This window comes from Serpentinimonas sp. SMBJO2 (assembly GCF_056341105.1).
The window spans coordinates 1,231,641-1,246,692 of sequence record NZ_CP150628.1; the positions used below are offsets into that span (position 1 = coordinate 1,231,641).

Annotated in this window: 13 protein-coding genes and 3 tRNA genes; 12 read left to right on the forward strand and 4 right to left on the reverse strand. The window is 67.9% G+C overall.

Annotated features, from left to right (window positions below; translation table 11 throughout):
• Positions 1-8: 8 nt before the first annotated feature.
• Together AAAZ40_RS05720 and AAAZ40_RS05725 are read left to right on the forward strand one after the other, a co-directional pair.
• Positions 9-1,241 (forward strand): ATP-binding protein, encoded by a 1,233-nt coding sequence (locus AAAZ40_RS05720; protein WP_476661587.1) that lies wholly within the window; start codon positions 9-11, stop codon positions 1,239-1,241.
• Between the two features lie 87 nt (positions 1,242-1,328).
• Positions 1,329-2,645: an ATP-binding protein gene (locus AAAZ40_RS05725; protein WP_476661588.1), complete on the forward strand. Its 1,317-nt coding sequence runs from the start codon at positions 1,329-1,331 to the stop codon at positions 2,643-2,645.
• An 85-nt stretch (positions 2,646-2,730) separates the two neighbouring features.
• Here AAAZ40_RS05725 and argG read toward each other — a convergent pair whose 3' ends face one another.
• A complete protein-coding gene (gene argG / locus AAAZ40_RS05730; RefSeq protein ID WP_476661589.1) occupies positions 2,731-4,062 on the reverse strand; it encodes an argininosuccinate synthase in 1,332 nt (443 codons plus the stop codon).
• 26 nt (positions 4,063-4,088) lie between these two features.
• Positions 4,089-4,409 (reverse strand): pyrimidine/purine nucleoside phosphorylase, encoded by a 321-nt coding sequence (ppnP, locus tag AAAZ40_RS05735; protein ID WP_476661590.1) that lies wholly within the window; start codon positions 4,407-4,409, stop codon positions 4,089-4,091.
• 190 nt (positions 4,410-4,599) lie between these two features.
• Here ppnP and folC point away from each other — a divergent pair, with 190 nt between their 5' ends.
• From folC to AAAZ40_RS05780, 9 genes are all read left to right on the forward strand, one after another.
• Positions 4,600-5,955, forward strand: a complete 1,356-nt coding sequence (folC, locus tag AAAZ40_RS05740) for a bifunctional tetrahydrofolate synthase/dihydrofolate synthase (RefSeq protein ID WP_476661591.1) — start codon at positions 4,600-4,602, stop codon at positions 5,953-5,955.
• 92 nt (positions 5,956-6,047) lie between these two features.
• The gene (locus AAAZ40_RS05745; RefSeq protein WP_476661592.1) at positions 6,048-6,722 is read left to right on the forward strand and encodes an SPOR domain-containing protein; all 675 of its coding nucleotides are present in this window, start codon (positions 6,048-6,050) and stop codon (positions 6,720-6,722) included.
• A gap of 3 nt (positions 6,723-6,725) precedes the next feature.
• Positions 6,726-7,211 (forward strand): CvpA family protein, encoded by a 486-nt coding sequence (locus AAAZ40_RS05750; RefSeq protein WP_476661593.1) that lies wholly within the window; start codon positions 6,726-6,728, stop codon positions 7,209-7,211.
• A 19-nt stretch (positions 7,212-7,230) separates the two neighbouring features.
• Positions 7,231-8,736, forward strand: a complete 1,506-nt coding sequence (purF, locus tag AAAZ40_RS05755) for an amidophosphoribosyltransferase (RefSeq protein WP_476661594.1) — start codon at positions 7,231-7,233, stop codon at positions 8,734-8,736.
• Positions 8,737-8,742: 6 nt separating this feature from the next.
• Positions 8,743-9,954, forward strand: a complete 1,212-nt coding sequence (locus AAAZ40_RS05760) for an O-succinylhomoserine sulfhydrylase (protein WP_476661595.1) — start codon at positions 8,743-8,745, stop codon at positions 9,952-9,954.
• On the forward strand, positions 9,951-11,429 hold the full coding sequence (gene gltX / locus AAAZ40_RS05765) for a glutamate--tRNA ligase (RefSeq protein ID WP_476661596.1): 1,479 nt from the start codon (positions 9,951-9,953) through the stop codon (positions 11,427-11,429). The genes AAAZ40_RS05760 and gltX overlap by 4 nt, the downstream gene beginning before the upstream one ends.
• An 87-nt stretch (positions 11,430-11,516) precedes the next feature.
• A tRNA-Ala gene (locus tag AAAZ40_RS05770) sits at positions 11,517-11,592 on the forward strand.
• A 43-nt stretch (positions 11,593-11,635) separates the two neighbouring features.
• A tRNA-Glu gene (locus tag AAAZ40_RS05775) sits at positions 11,636-11,711 on the forward strand.
• A gap of 7 nt (positions 11,712-11,718) precedes the next feature.
• Positions 11,719-11,795, forward strand: a tRNA-Asp gene (locus AAAZ40_RS05780).
• Positions 11,796-11,873: 78 nt separating this feature from the next.
• Here AAAZ40_RS05780 and AAAZ40_RS05785 read toward each other — a convergent pair.
• Both AAAZ40_RS05785 and tsaE read right to left on the reverse strand, forming a co-directional pair.
• Positions 11,874-13,301, reverse strand: a complete 1,428-nt coding sequence (locus AAAZ40_RS05785; protein WP_476661597.1) for an N-acetylmuramoyl-L-alanine amidase — start codon at positions 13,299-13,301, stop codon at positions 11,874-11,876.
• Positions 13,298-13,846, reverse strand: coding sequence for a tRNA (adenosine(37)-N6)-threonylcarbamoyltransferase complex ATPase subunit type 1 TsaE (gene tsaE / locus AAAZ40_RS05790; RefSeq protein WP_476661598.1), 549 nt, complete (start codon positions 13,844-13,846; stop codon positions 13,298-13,300). The genes AAAZ40_RS05785 and tsaE overlap by 4 nt, the downstream gene beginning before the upstream one ends.
• On the opposite strand from tsaE, the gene queG reads away from it, so the two are divergent.
• On the forward strand, positions 13,829-15,010 hold the full coding sequence (queG, locus tag AAAZ40_RS05795; RefSeq protein ID WP_476661599.1) for a tRNA epoxyqueuosine(34) reductase QueG: 1,182 nt from the start codon (positions 13,829-13,831) through the stop codon (positions 15,008-15,010). The two genes, tsaE and queG, sit on opposite strands and share 18 nt — an antisense overlap.
• Positions 15,011-15,052 lie beyond the last annotated feature (42 nt).

Consider the following 15,052-nt stretch of genomic DNA (forward strand, 5'->3'; position numbering starts at 1 on the left):
AACGAGCCATGTTCAGGCGCCACATCGAACCCTTGCTCAGCGCAGCGCTGGCCGATACGCCGGTGGTGTTGCTCAACGGCGCGCGCCAGACGGGCAAGAGCACCCTGGTTCAAGCGCTGGCCAAGTCGAGCGGCCGGCGCTACCTGACGCTGGACGACCGGGTTGTGCTGGCGGCGGCCAAGGGTGACCCTGCAGGCTTCGTCGCTGGCCTGGCCGGGCCGGTGGTGCTGGACGAAATCCAGCGCGCGCCAGAACTCTTTCTCGACATCAAGGCGGCGGTCGACCGTGAGCGCTCCCCAGGGCGTTTTTTGCTCACCGGTTCAGCCAACGTCTTGCTGCTGCCGCAGTTGGCCGATTCGCTGGCCGGGCGCATGGAAATCCTGACCCTCTGGCCGCTTTCGGCTGCCGAGTTGGCGGGGCAGGCGGGCACCAACCGGTTGGACGCGCTGCTGTGCGACGATTGGGCCGCGTTGGCCCTGCCGCCCGTCGACCGGGGGCTTTGGATCGACAAGCTGCTCAGCGGCGGCTTTCCCGAAGCCGTGGCGCGCACCAGCGCTCGGCGCCGCAGCGCCTGGTTCGAAAGCTACCTGCACACTCTGCTGCAGCGCGATGTGCGCGAGCTGGCGAACCTGGAGCAGCTCACCGAGGTTCCGCATCTGCTGCAACTGCTCGCTACGCGCAGCGCCAGCCTGCTCAACCAAGCCGAGCTGTCGCGTTCCTGCTGTCTGCCGCAGACGACCCTGAAGCGTTACCTGGGCTTGCTCGAGACGCTGTTTCTGCTGCAGCGGGTGCCGGCTTGGGCGCGCAATCCGGGCAAGCGTTTGGTCAAGGCACCCAAGGTCTTTTTGCCCGACAGCGGGCTGTTTGCCGCGCTGCTGGACTACAGCGCCGGCAAGTTGCTGGCGCTGCCTGGCTTGCCTGGCCCTTGGGTCGAAACCTGGGTGGCTGGCGAGCTGCTCAAGCACCTGGCTTTTTCGGCCAAGGGGGTGCGCCTGTGGCATTACCGCACCCAAAGCGGCCTAGAAGTCGACTTCGTGCTGGAAGACCGCCTTGGTCAGCTGACCGGCATCGAAGTCAAGGCCAGCGCGAGCGTAGACGCCAGCGATTTTCGCGGCCTGCGCCACCTGCAAGAAACCGAAGGGGCGGCCTTCCGGCGTGGTGTGGTTTTCTACGCTGGCCGCGAAACGGTCGCCTTCTCGGAGCGTCTGGTGGCGCTACCGCACAGCTTCTGGTGGGCCTAGGTGACCCATCCCGAACGATGCCGTGGCATAGCTCGGCTCCTTTGGTTTCGTGTATATTGGCCTTTTACTCCAATCTGCACGAATTAAATGTACCGCCGCACCCTTGCCCGCACCCTGCACGCCATCAGTGCCAGTTTTCCGGTCCTGATGCTCACAGGCCCACGTCAAGTAGGCAAGACCACCTTGCTGGGCATGTGTGCACAGGGCGCGCCGCGCCGGTATGTGACGCTGGACGATCTGGACGCGCGCGCACTGGCGCAGTCCGACCCGGCGCTGTTCCTGCAAACCTGGCCTGCGCCGGTGATCATCGACGAGGTGCAGTATGCCCCGCAGTTGTTCTCGGCCATCAAGATGCAGGTGGATCGGGCGCAAGGCAACGGCCAGTTCTGGCTCACCGGCTCGCAAAAGTTCCAGTTGATGCGCGGCCTGACCGAAAGCCTGGCCGGGCGCGTGGCCATCGTCGATCTGTTGGGCCTGTCGCAAGCCGAACTGGACGGGCGCGCCGACGCATCAAAACCCTTTGTGCCGAGCGCCGAGTGGGTCGCCCAGGCACGCCAGCACGCGCAGCCCAAGCCCCACTCAAGAAACTCGCCGGGCCGCCCCAAGAGTTTCTTGCCCCTTGAGGGGGGAACCGAGCGTAGCGAAGGTTTTCGGGGTGGGCTGATGGCGGTGTTCGAGCGCATCTGGCTCGGTGCCTACCCGCGGCTGCACACGCAGGGCGAGCAGGCGCCCCTGGTGCGCGACGTGTTTTATCGTTCCTACATCCAGACCTACATCCAGCGCGACGTGCAGGATGTGCTGCGGGTCTCGGATCAGACCGCCTTCAACCGCTTTTTGATTGCAGTAGCCGCCCACACCGGGCAGTTGCTGAATGTCGCCAGCCTGGCGCGCGCAGCCGATATCGACCACAAAACCGCCAAGGCCTGGCTTTCGGTGCTGGAAACTTCGGGGCTGGTGTACCTGCTCCAGCCCTACCACTCCAACCTGAGCAAGCGCCTGGTGAAAGCGCCCAAGCTGTATTTTCTCGATACCGGCCTGGCGGCTTACCTCACCCGTTGGCCAGATGCCGCTTCGCTGGAAGCGGGTGCCATGTCTGGTGCGCTGCTGGAAACCTGGGCGCTGAGCGAAGTCCTGAAAAGCTACTGGCACAACGGGCGCGAGGCACCGCTGAGCTTCTACCGCGACGCCGACCAGCAGGAGGTGGACCTGATCGTCGAAGCAGCCGACACCCTGTACCCGGTCGAGATCAAGAAAACCGCATCCCCCTCGCACCACGCCAAGCGGCACTTTACGGTGCTCGACAAGTTGAACAAACCCGTGGGCCCCGGTGCGGTGCTGTGCTTCGTCGAGCGCGACGTTCCGCTTTCCAAAGAGGTGACGGCGATTCCGTTCGCGTATCTGTGAACGAATCGGGTACCACATCTTGCGCCGCTTGCCCGAGTTGATGGGCGCCACCACACCAGGTTCCTTTTGCTTCGATAGCCTGCTCTCAGCCCCCCAAGCGCACCAGCTCCGCGCCGCCAGCGCCCTGAGCCAGCAAGCCGGCCTGGGTGTAAACGCCGAGCTTGGCGCGGGTGTCGCTGATGTCGAGGTTGCGCAGCGTGAGCTGGCCGATGCGGTCGGCGGGGGAGAAGGGCGCGTCTTCGACCTTTTCCATGCTCAGGCGCTCGGGCGCGTAGCTCAGGTTGGGCGACTCGGTGTCGAGGATCGAGTAGTCGTTGCCACGGCGCAGCTCGAGCGTGACTTCGCCGCTGATGGCGCGCGCCACCCAGCGCTGCGCCGCCTCGCGCAGCATGAGGGCTTGCGGGTCGAACCAGCGCCCCTGGTAGAGCAGGCGGCCGAGCTTGCGGCCGTTGTCGCGGTACTGCTCGATCGTGTCTTCGTTGTGGATGCCGCTCACCAGCCGCTCGTAGGCGATGTGCAGCAGCGCCATGCCTGGGGCTTCGTAAATGCCGCGGCTCTTGGCTTCGATGATGCGGTTTTCGATCTGGTCGCTCATGCCCAGCCCGTGCCGGCCGCCGATGGCGTTGGCCTGCAGGAACAGCTCGACCGGCGTGGCGAAGGTCTGGCCGTTGAGGGCCACCGGCTGGCCTTCCTCGAAGCGCACGCGCACTTCTTCGGCCTTGACTTCGACTTCGGGCTTCCAGAACGCCACGCCCATGATCGGGTTGACGATGCGGATGCTGCTGTTGAGGCGCTCCAGGTCTTTGGCCTCGTGCGTGGCGCCGAGCAGGTTGCTGTCGGTGCTGTAGGCTTTTTCGACGCTCATTTTGTAGTCGAAGCCGTGCGCGATCAGGAACTCGCTCATCTCCTTGCGCCCGCCGAGCTCGTCGATGAAGCGCTGATCGAGCCAGGGCTTGTAGATTTTCAACGCCGGATTCGTGAGCAGGCCGTAGCGGTAGAAGCGCTCGATGTCGTTGCCCTTGAAGGTGCTGCCGTCGCCCCAGATGTGGACCTCGTCGGCCTGCATGGCGGCCACCAGCAGGGTGCCGGTGACGGCGCGCCCCAGCGGCGTGGTGTTGAAGTAGGTGTTGCCGCCGGTGCTGATGTGGAAGGCGCAGCTTTGAATGGCGGCGATGCCCTCGGCCACCAGTTGCGCGCGGCAGTCGATCAGGCGCGCCTGCTCGGCGCCAAAGGCGAGCGCCTTGCGCGGGATGTCGTCGTAGTCGCTCTCGTCGGGCTGGCCGAGGTTGGCGGTGTAGGCGTAGGGCAGGGCACCCTTGCGCTGCATCCACAGCAGCGCGGCCGAGGTGTCGAGCCCGCCAGAAAAAGCGATGCCGACCTTCTGGCCGACGGGGAGGTTTTGCAGGATGGTGGGCATGGCGGCGGCGCTGGGTTCAGGCAGGTTCAGGCAAAGTGGCAGATGTAGTGGAAGGGTTGATCGCTGACGCGAATCTGAAAACTTGAATTGGCAGGCACCGCGAACGACTCGCCCGCAGCGCAAGGCCGCCAGGCGCTGCTGCCGGCCAGCAGGTAGTCGCAGGCGCCGGCCACGCATTCCATCACTTCGGCGGCGCCGGTGTTGAAGGTGAGGGTGGCGGGCAAGATGACGCCGACCGACTTGCGCGTGCCGTCGGCCAGCGTCAGGCTGTGGCTGATGCATTTGCCCTCAAAATACACATTGGCCTGGGTTTGGACGGTCACGCCATCGAATTGGGTGGTGCTCATGAAGGATGCGCAGGGTTGAAAGATACGAACGATGCGGGGGCTGTGCGGACTCGCGGGCGGAACCCGGCGCTTGCCCCCGATTCTAATTCCTGCGCAGCAGCGGGCCATGCACGACAATCCCGCCTGGGGCTTGCCTTGCCCTTGGCCGTGCTCCCCCAGCCGGCCCCCCACTCACCGCCTCCCGAACACCATGACCGACCCCCGCCCCCCCGCCCCCGCAACCCCGCCGCAAAGCCTCGAGCAATGGTTGGCCCACTGCGAGCGCCTGCACCCCAAGAGCATCGAAATGGGCCTGGATCGTGTGCGCACGGTGATGCTGCGCATGAACGGCGGCCGTGGCATCGTGCCGCCGTGTCCGCTGATCACGGTGGCGGGCACCAACGGCAAGGGCTCGACCTGCGCCATGCTCGAATCGATCTACCGCCACGCCGGTTACCGCACCGCGCTCTACACTTCGCCGCACCTGGTGCGCTTCGAGGAACGCGCCCAGGTGCGGGGCGAGCCGGTGGCGGCGGCGGCGCTGGCGGCGGCTTTTGCCGAAGTCGAGCGCGCACGCCTGGGCGAGGGCGGGCAGCCCGAGGTTTCCTTGAGCTACTTCGAGTTCAGCACGCTGGCCATCGTGCAGACGCTGGTGGCGGCACAGCCCGAGGTGCTGGTGCTCGAAATCGGCATGGGCGGACGGCTCGATGCGGTCAACCTGTGGGATGCCGACTGCGCCATCATCACCAGCATCGACCTCGATCACATGGAGTTTCTGGGCCCCGACCGCGAAACCATCGGGCTCGAAAAAGCCGGCGTCATGCGCAGCGGCCGCCCGGTGGTGGTGAGTGACCCGCTGCCGCCCCAGAGTGTGCTGGAGCGCGCGCACACGCTGGGGGCCGAGGTGCAGCGCATCGGGGTCGATTTCCAGTTCAGCGGCGACCGCCAGCAGTGGAGCTGGAGCGGGCGCAGCAAACGCTACAGCGGCTTGGCCTACCCGGCCTTGCGCGGGGCCAACCAGTTGCAAAACGCGGCCGGGGCGCTGGCGGCCATCGAGGCCCTGCACCCGCGCCTGCCAGTCACGGCGCAGGCGGTGCGCAACGGGCTGGCGCTGGTGCAGTGGCCGGGGCGCTTTCAGATCGTGCCCGGACAGCCGGTGCTGGTGCTCGACGTGGCGCACAACCCGCACTCGGTGGCGGCGCTGGTGCAAAACCTCGACGCCCAAGGCTACTTTCCGCGCACGCACGCAGTGTTTGGCGCCATGGCCGACAAGGACCTGGGGCCGATGCTCGAGCGCGCCGGTGCGCTGGTGGATCGCTGGTACTTCACCGATCTGCCCGGCGCGCGTGCCGCCAGGGCGGCCGATCTGCTGGCGCGCTGGCAGGCGCTGGCGCAGCGCCCGGGCAGCAGCGCCAGCACCCACGCCGATGCGCTGGCGGCGCTGGCCGCGGCCCGCGCCGCTGCCGACCCGGCTGATAGAATCGTGGTCTTTGGGTCTTTCCTTACGGTGGGGGCCGTGCTGGAGCAGGGGGTGCCGCGTTTGGCGGCCCCACACTTGCCCACTTGACGCCTTGCCACAGCCTGAAGGCTGCCGTGCGCTGGCCCTTGGGGTGCAGGGACAGGCCCGATTTTTTGCAACCCACGGTGTCACAGCGGCTCATGTTCAAACTGCGTTCAGGCGGCAGCGGTGCCAACGCCCCAGCCCCGCCGCCCACCATCGAATCCTTGCGCCGGCGTGCGCGCCAGCGCCTGATCGGGGCCGGCATATTGGTGTTGGCGGGGGTGATCGGCCTGCCGCTGCTCTTTGACACCCAGCCGCGCCCGGTGCCGGTTGACATCGCCATCGAAATCCCAGACCGCCAGCCTGCCCAACCCTTGCCCGTGCAGCCGCCCGCGCCTGCAACCGAGGTGGCACCGGCCGCTCCCGCTCCTGTGCCTGTGCCAGCCGCGCCAGCCACCGCACCCACACCCGCCGCCCCGGCCCGCCCGGCAACGCCCCCTGTACCCGCTCCTGCCCCGGCTCCTGCCCCCGCCGAGGCCAACCGCGCCCAAGCCATCCTCGAAGGACGCACGCCCGCCGCCGCGCCAACGGCGCCGGCCACCCCTCAGCGCCTGGTGGTGCAAGTGGGCGCCTTCGAGAGCGCCGAGCGCGTGCGCGAGGTGCGCCAGCGCCTCGAGCGCGCCGGCTTGGCCACCTACACCCACGTGGCGCAAACCCCCGACGGTCCGCGCACCCGCGTGCGCCTGGGGCCCTTTGCCAGCCGCGCCGAAGCCGAGCGCGCCGCCGAGCGCGTGCGCCAGCTCGGCTTGCCCGCGGCCATCCTCACGCTATGAGCCGTGGCCGCCGTCGATGTCTTTCTGCTGCTGCTGTTGCTGGCCTCGTTGCTGATCGGGGCTTGGCGCGGGCTGGTGTACGAGGTCTTGTCGCTCAGCGCCTGGGTGGCGGCGTTTTTTCTGGCGCAGTGGTGGGCCGCCGACGCCGCCGCGTGGCTGCCGCTGGCCGAGCTCGACCCGCCCTTGCCCTTTGCCATCGGCTTTGCGCTGGTGTTCGTGGCCTGCGTGTTTGCCGGCGGTTTTCTGGCCTGGCTGTGCAAAAAAGGCATGGATCAGGTGGGCTTGCGCCCGGTCGATCGCACCTTGGGCGCGGCCTTCGGCGTGCTGCGCGGCGTCGTGGTTTTGCTGGCGCTCACCGTGCTGCTGCACCTGACGCCGCTGCACCAGCACCCGGCCTGGCAGCAGTCGCTCGGTGCCGGCTGGCTCTACAACGGTCTGTCCGCCCTCGAAGGCCTGATGCCGGTTTGGCTGGCGGCCCATTTCCCTTGATAACAACAGGATTCTTCTTATGTGCGGAATCGTAGGCGTGGCCAGCACGGCGCCGGTCAACCAGTTGCTCTATGACGCCTTGCTGCTGCTGCAGCACCGCGGCCAGGACGCCGCCGGCATCGTCACCGAACAAGAGCGCAAGTTCTTCATGCACAAGGCCAAAGGCATGGTGCGCGACGTCTTTCGCACGCGCAACATGCGCGCGCTGCCCGGCAACCGCGGTCTGGGGCAGGTGCGCTACCCCACCGCCGGCAACGCCTACAGCGAGGAAGAGGCCCAGCCCTTCTACGTCAACGCGCCCTTTGGCATCGTCATGGCGCACAACGGCAACCTGACCAACGCCAGCGCGCTGCGCCACGACATGGTGCAGCTCGACCACCGCCACATCAACACCGACAGCGACTCCGAGGTGCTGCTCAACGTGCTCGCGCACGAAATCGGCCGCGCCGGTGCCCACGGCGCTTGGAGCACCGAGGCGCTGTTTGCCGCCGTGGCCGCCACGCAACTGCGCTTGCAAGGCTCGTATGCGGTGGTGGCCCTGATCGCCGGCCACGGCCTGCTGGCCTTTCGCGACCCCTTCGGCATCCGGCCGCTGTGCATCGGGCGCGGCAAAGACGGCACCGTCATGGTGGCCAGCGAATCGGTGGCGCTCGAGGGCACCGGGCACGATTTTTTGCGCGACATCGCGCCTGGCGAAGCGGTGTTCGTCGGTTTCGACGGCCACATCCAGTCGCGCCAGTGCGCCGCCCAGCCGCGCCGCTTCCCGTGCGTGTTCGAGTACGTCTATCTGGCCCGGCCCGACTCCACGCTCGACGGCATCTCGGTCTATCAGGCCCGGCTCAACATGGGGCACACGCTGGCCGAGCGCCTGCGCCTGCAGGTGCCGCTGGATGAGATCGACGTCGTCATCCCGATCCCGGAATCCAGCCGCCCAGCCGCCACCCAGCTGGCGCAGTTGCTGGGCAAGCCGTACCGCGAAGGCTTCGTGAAAAACCGCTATGTGGGGCGCACCTTCATCATGCCGGGGCAGGCGGTGCGCAAGAAATCGGTGCGCCAAAAGCTCAATGTCATCGGCAGCGAATTCAAGGGCCGACGCGTGCTGCTGGTCGATGATTCGATCGTGCGCGGCACCACCAGCCGCGAAATCGTGCAGATGGCGCGCGAAGCCGGCGCCGTCAAGGTCTATATGGCCAGCGCCGCGCCGCCGGTGATGTACCCCAACGTCTATGGCATCGACATGCCCACGCGCGACGAACTGGTGGCGCACGGGCGCACGCTCGAAGAAGTGCGCCAGATCATCGACTGCGACGCCCTGATCTACCAAAGCGTGGACGACATGAAGCGGGCCGTGGGCTCGATCAACCCGGCGCTCGACGGCTTCGAGGCCTCGTGCTTCGACGGCGTGTACATCACCGGCGACATCAGCGACGACGACGTGAACCGCCTGCACACGCAGCGCAGCGGCAGCGAAGAAGACGACGCCGACAGCTCGCGCCTGGCGCTGCCCAACTCCCGCGAGCAGTAAGCCACCATGGCCACCCCTTTGCATCGCGACACGCTGGCGCTGCGCGTGGCCGTGGAGCGCAGCCTGCATGGCGAACACTCCGAGGCGCTGTATCTGAGCAGCGGCTTCGTGCAGCCCAACGCCGCCGCCGCCGCGCGCCGGTTTGCTGGCGACGAAGACGGCTACACCTACGGCCGCAGCGGCAACCCGACCGTGAGCAGCTTCGAGCAGCGCTTGGCCGCGCTCGAGGGCAGCGCCGCCGCGCTGGCCACGGCCTCGGGCATGGCCGCCATCACGCTGGTCTGCTTTGGCCTGCTCAAGGCGGGCGACCACGTGCTCTATTCGCAGTCCATGTTTGGCTCCACGCTCAAGCTGGTGGGCACCGAGTTTGCGCGCTTTGGCGTCGAATCGACCTCGGTGCCGCAGACCGACCTGGGTGCCTGGGCGCGCGCCGTGCGCCCCAACACCCGGCTGCTGCTGGCCGAAACCCCCACCAACCCACTGACCGAAGTCTGCGACATCGCCGCGCTGGCCGATCTGGCGCACGCCGCCGGCGCCTGGCTGGCGGTGGACAACTGCTTTGCCACCCCGGCGCTGCAGCGCCCGCTCGAGTTCGGCGCCGACATCGTGCTGCACTCGGGCACCAAATTCCTCGATGGCCAAGGCCGCGTCATGGCTGGCGCGGTCTGCGCCAGCGCCGAACTGATTCACCAGCGCCTGCTGCCGGTGCAAAAAAACACCGGCATGGTGCTCTCGCCCTTCAATGCCTGGGTGGTGCTCAAGGGCCTCGAAACCCTGAGCCTGCGCCTGCAGGCGCAAAGCGCACAGGCGCTGGCGCTGGCGCAGTGGCTGCAAGCGCACCCGGCGGTGGCGCGGGTGCATTACCCGGGCCTGGCCAGCCACCCGCAGCACGCGCTGGCCATGCGCCAGATGGCTGGTTGCGGCGGCGCCGTGCTGGCCTTTGAGGTGGCGGCCAGCAGCCCCGAGCAGGCGCGCGCGCGCGCCTTCGGTGTGCTCGATGCGCTCCAGGTGCTGTCGCTGTGCACCAACCTGGGCGACACCAAAACCCTGTGCGCGCACCCGGCCAGCACCTCGCACGGCAAGCTCAGCGAGGCGCAGCGCCAGGCCGCCGGCATCGTCCAGGGGCTGGTGCGCGTGGCCGTCGGGCTCGAGCACCTGCCCGACATCCAGGCCGACCTCTTGCGCGGCCTCGACCGCATCGACACCTTCCACCCATGAGCACACCGCGCATCCGCACCCGTTTTGCCCCTTCGCCCACCGGCTTCATCCACCTGGGCAACATCCGCTCGGCGCTCTACCCCTGGGCCTTTGCCCGCGCCCAGGGCGGCGACTTCATTCTGCGCATCGAAGACACCGACCAGGAGCGCTCCAGCCAGGCCGCCGTCGATGTGATTCTGCAAGGCATGGCCTGGCTCGGGCTCGACTTCGACGAAGGCCCCTACTACCAGATGCAGCGCATGGCGCGCTACCAGGAGGTGCTGGCCGACCTGCTCGCGCGCGGTCTGGCCTACCCCTGCTACATGAGCGTGGCCGAGCTCGACGCGCTGCGCGAGCGCCAACTGGCGCGCAAGGAAAAGCCGCGCTACGACGGCACCTGGCGGCCCGAACCCGGCAAGGTCCTGCCCCCCATCCCGGCGGGCGTGCTGCCAGTGCTGCGCTTCAAAAACCCGATCGGCGGCGTGGTGGCGTGGGACGACAAGGTCAAGGGCCGCATCGAGATTGCCAACGCCGAGCTCGACGACCTGGTGATCGCCCGCCCGGCCCCGACTGCAGCACCAGGCAGCGAACCCGGCAGCGAACCCGGCAGCGAACCCGAAGCCGCACCGAGCAGCGCGGAGTCTGCGCGCATCGGCGTGCCGACCTACAACTTCTGCGTCGTCGTCGATGACATCGACATGCGCATCACGCACGTCATCCGTGGCGACGACCACATCAACAACACCCCGCGCCAGATCAACATCCTGCGCGCCCTCGGGCACGAGCCGCCGGTGTACGCGCACCTGCCCACCGTGCTCAACGAGCAGGGCGAGAAGATGAGCAAGCGCAACGGCGCCAAGCCCGTCACCCAATACCGCGACGAAGGCTACCTGCCCGACGCCATGCTCAACTACCTGGCGCGGCTGGGCTGGAGCCACGGCGACGATGAAATCTTCAGCCGCCAGCAGTTTTTGCAGTGGTTCGACCTCGAACACCTCGGGCGCAGCGCGGCCCAGTTCGACGAAGCCAAGCTGCGCTGGGTCAACGCCCAGCACCTCAAGGCCCTGCCCGAGGCCGAGCTGGCGCCCCTGGTGGCCGAGCAACTGGCGCGCCGCGGCTTGAGCGCCGACGAGCGCCTGCCCGCCATCTGCGCCCTGTTCAAAGACCGCTGCGACACCACCGTGGCGTTGGCCGACTGGGCCGCCTGCTTTTACCGCGAGCCCCAGGTGGCGCCCGAGGCGCTGGCCGAACACGGCGGGGCGGCGCTGCGCCCGGCGCTGGCGGCGCTGGCCGCCGAACTGCAAACCTGCGAGTGGAGCCGAGCCGGCATCGCGGCGGCGCTGAAACGCGTGCTGGCCGCGCACGGCCTCAAAATGCCGCAGCTCGCCATGCCGGTGCGCGTGCTCGTCATGGGCACCCCCAACACGCCGGCGCTCGACGCCGTGCTGGCGCTGCAGCCGCGCGAAAAAGTTTTGCGCGCCTTGCAAAAGGCCTGAAAACCTGTCTATAATTCGAGTCTTGCTGATGCACGAAGCGCAGAGCCATGGCTCTGAACCGAGTGCAAAGGTTGCAGCTCTCCAAAAGGGGGTATAGCTCAGCTGGGAGAGCGCTTGCATGGCATGCAAGAGGTCAGCGGTTCGATCCCGCTTACCTCCACCAAGGCGGGCTGCAACAGGTTTCACGGTAACAGTTTTCTAGGTTTGACCCTATCGTCTAGAGGCCTAGGACATCACCCTTTCACGGTGAGTACCGGGGTTCGAATCCCCGTAGGGTCGCCAACCGCACGGAGCGGTAGTTCAGTTGGTTAGAATACCGGCCTGTCACGCCGGGGGTCGCGGGTTCGAGCCCCGTCCGCTCCGCCAAATAGCACGCATATCGAGCCGCAGCGCCTTTGGCCTGCGGCTTTTTTGCGCGCCCAGGTGCGCAGAGATGGGTGGCTTTCAGACTTCGCGCCGGCGTGCCAAGGGCGGGTTGCGCTCAAAGTAAGCGACGATGCCGCGCAGCATGGCGTCGGCCATCTGGTTTTGAAAGCGCGGGTCGCGCAGGCGGCGTTCTTCGTCGGGGTTGCTGATGAACGTGGTTTCGATCAGCAGGCTGGGAATGTCGGGCGCGCGCAGCACGGCAAAGCCGGCTTGTTCGACGCGCGGTTTGTGCAGGCGCCCGACGCGGCCCAATTCGCGCAACATCACATCGCCCACGCGCAGGCTGTCGTTGATCTGCGCCGTGGTGCTCATGTCGAGCATGATGCGCTGCAACACCGTTTCTTGCTCGCGCAAATTGACGCCGCCCACCTTGTCGGCGGCGTTTTCGCGGTTGGCCATCCATTGGGCGGCGGCGCTGGTGGCGCCGCGCTCGCTGAGCGCAAACACGCTCGAGCCGCGCGGCCGCGGCGTAAAAAACGCATCGGCGTGCACGCTCACCAACAGATCGGCCTGCACCCGGCGCGCCTTTTGCACCCGCACCCGCAGCGGCACGAAGTAGTCGCCGTCGCGCGTCATGAAGGCGCGCAAGGTGTGGCCGTTGACCTGGGTGCGGTTGACGCGTTCGCGCAGCTTGCGGGCGATGGCCAGCACCACGTCTTTTTCGTGCGTGCCGCCGGGGCCGATGGCCCCTGGGTCTTCGCCGCCGTGTCCGGGGTCGATGGCGACGACGATCAGGCGGTCGGCGCGGCCACCGGTGCTGCCACTGGGTGCAGGGCGTGGCCGGCTGGCACCCGAGGCGGTGGTGGTCGGCGGCGGGGGCAGCCTGATGGTCCCCAGACTGGGGGCGGCAGCGCGCTGGTCGGCGGGCAAACGGGCAATCAGCTCGCCCAGCGGGTCGGGGGGGGTGGGCGCATCGGGTGCAGCAGCTGGCGACGGTGCGCGGTCGCTGGGGGCTGCAGCGGGTGGCGGGGCGGGGTCGTTGAGCTCGCGCAGCCGCTGCGCGATCAGTTCATCCAGCGGGTTGCGCGCCTGTACGGGGTACAGATCGAGCACGAGGCGGTGCTGGAACGCGGCCACCGGGCTGAGCTGGAACACCTGCGGGTTGATCGGGCGCTTCAGGTCCACCACCAGCCGCACCACCCGGGGCGCGTGCTGCCCGACCCGAATCGCGGCCACGTTGGGGTCGTCGGGGCGCACCTTGCCGGTGAGCTGCTGCGCCATCGGGGCCAGTTCGATGCCCTCGAGGTCCAACGCCACCCGGGGCGGGTCGGGCATGAAGTGCGGCGTGGCTTGCAGCGCGGCGTCGGACTCGATGGTCAGGCGGGTGTAGTCGGGGGCTGGCCACAGGCGCACGGCCACGATGGTGGCGCCCCAAGCCAGCTGCGGCGCGCCCAGCGTGAGCACCAGGCTCGAGCCCAGCCACTGCAGGGCGCTGCGGCGCCTCATGCCTGCAACGCCTCCAACAGGCGCACACCCAGCGCAGTGCGCGCACCCAACTGCAGCCGGCGGCTGTCGTCGGCCAAGGTTTCGAGGTGCAGTTCGAGGTCGGGCATGGGCAGCATTCCAGTGGCTTTTTGGGGCCACTCTACCAGCTTGAGTCCGGGTTGTGTAAAAAGTTCACGCAGTCCCGCATCTTCCCACTCTTGAGGGTTGATTAGTCGATAAAAATCCGCATGCACGACTTCCATTCCTGGGCCCCAGCGTGGGCCTGCTTCGAGGCGGTAAGTCTCGACGATGGCGTAGCTGGGGCTTTTGATGCGGCCCTGCACGCCCAAAGCGCGCAGCAGATGGCGCACAAAAGTGGTTTTGCCGCTGCCCAGATCGCCGTAACAATGCAGGTGCGCCTGCCCGATCTGGGCGCAGGCGGCCAGCCGGGCGGCGAGCGCGGCGGTGGCGCTCTCATCCGCCAGCAGCAGGGTCGTGCAGGCCAGCGGCTGCGCCTCGGGGGCTGGGCTTTCTACAATCGCTGGGTTATGTTCGATGCGGCTCAATTCGTCACACAAATACAAGGCTGGGGCCGGGAGTTGGGATTTTCGCAAATCGGCGTGGCCAGTGTCGATCTGTCCGGCGCCGAAGACGGGCTGCGGCGCTGGCTCGAGGCCGGCTTTCACGGCGAGATGGGCTACATGGCCGCGCACGGCCTCAAGCGCGCCCGCCCGGCCGCGCTGGTGCCCGGCACCCTGAGCGTGATCAGCGCGCGCATGGATTATCTGCCCAGCAGCCATGGGCCCGATTGGCGCGCGCAGGAATGGCATGGTTTGCACCAGCCCTTACAGGGCAGCGTGGCCTTGTATGCCCGGGGGCGCGACTACCACAAGGTGCTGCGCCAGCGGCTGCAGCGGCTGGCCCAGCGCATCGAGCAGGGCTTGCAAGAGCAGGGCGCTGCAGCTGCGGCGGCGCCCAGCGGCAGCGGTGCCGGGGCGCCCACTGGCGGCAGCGCGGCGGCGCAGCAAGCCCCCAGTTGGCGCGTGTTTACCGACTCGGCGCCGGTGCTCGAGGTCGAGCTGGCGCAGCGCAGTGGCCTGGGCTGGCGTGGCAAACACACGCTGGCCCTGAGCCGCGACGCCGGTTCGATGTTTTTTTTGGGCGAGATTTTCCTCGATGTCGCACTGCCGCCCAGCGCCGCAGTCGGCAGCCACTGCGGCCACTGCCGCGCCTGCCTCGATGTGTGCCCGACGCAGGCCATCGTGGCCCCGTACCGGCTCGATGCGCGCCGCTGCATTGCCTATCTCACGATCGAACACGCCGGGCCGATCGCGCCCGAGCTGCGGCCCCTGATCGGCAACCGCATCTACGGCTGTGACGACTGTCAGCTGGTGTGCCCGTGGAACAAGTACGCCCAGCGCGCCCGTGTGCCCGATTTCGAGCCACGGGCGCCGCTGCAAGCGCCCGAGCTGCTGCGCGTCTGGCGCTGGAGCCGCGCCGATTTCGAGCACCACACCGAAGGCACCCCGATCCGGCGCATCGGCCACGAGCGCTGGCTGCGCAACGTGGCGGTGGCGCTGGGCAATGCGCTGGCCAGCGGCCGGCTGGAACCCGAGCAAGCAGCAGCCGTGCAGGCGGCGCTGGCCAGCCGCCTCGAAGACCCCAGCGCCTTGGTGCGCGAGCATGTGCGTTGGGCATTGGTGCCCCAGGAGAGGAATCGAACCCCCTGACCACATGCACCCGGAAAACCTGGCGCGCGAGCTGGGCTAAAA

Excerpts from the sequence above, each read along its gene's own strand:
- AAAZ40_RS05720 (WP_476661587.1), top strand. The coding sequence starts at position 9 with ATGTTCAGGCGCCACATCGAACCCTTGCTCAGCGCAGCGCTGGCCGAT.
- AAAZ40_RS05725 (WP_476661588.1), top strand. The coding sequence starts at position 1,329 with ATGTACCGCCGCACCCTTGCCCGCACCCTGCACGCCATCAGTGCCAGT.
- argG (WP_476661589.1), bottom strand. The coding sequence starts at position 4,062 with ATGCCCACCATCCTGCAAAACCTCCCCGTCGGCCAGAAGGTCGGCATC.
- ppnP (WP_476661590.1), bottom strand. The coding sequence starts at position 4,409 with ATGAGCACCACCCAATTCGATGGCGTGACCGTCCAAACCCAGGCCAAT.
- folC (WP_476661591.1), top strand. The coding sequence starts at position 4,600 with ATGACCGACCCCCGCCCCCCCGCCCCCGCAACCCCGCCGCAAAGCCTC.
- AAAZ40_RS05745 (WP_476661592.1), top strand. The coding sequence starts at position 6,048 with ATGTTCAAACTGCGTTCAGGCGGCAGCGGTGCCAACGCCCCAGCCCCG.
- purF (WP_476661594.1), top strand. The coding sequence starts at position 7,231 with ATGTGCGGAATCGTAGGCGTGGCCAGCACGGCGCCGGTCAACCAGTTG.
- AAAZ40_RS05760 (WP_476661595.1), top strand. The coding sequence starts at position 8,743 with ATGGCCACCCCTTTGCATCGCGACACGCTGGCGCTGCGCGTGGCCGTG.
- gltX (WP_476661596.1), top strand. The coding sequence starts at position 9,951 with ATGAGCACACCGCGCATCCGCACCCGTTTTGCCCCTTCGCCCACCGGC.
- AAAZ40_RS05785 (WP_476661597.1), bottom strand. The coding sequence starts at position 13,301 with ATGAGGCGCCGCAGCGCCCTGCAGTGGCTGGGCTCGAGCCTGGTGCTC.
- queG (WP_476661599.1), top strand. The coding sequence starts at position 13,829 with ATGTTCGATGCGGCTCAATTCGTCACACAAATACAAGGCTGGGGCCGG.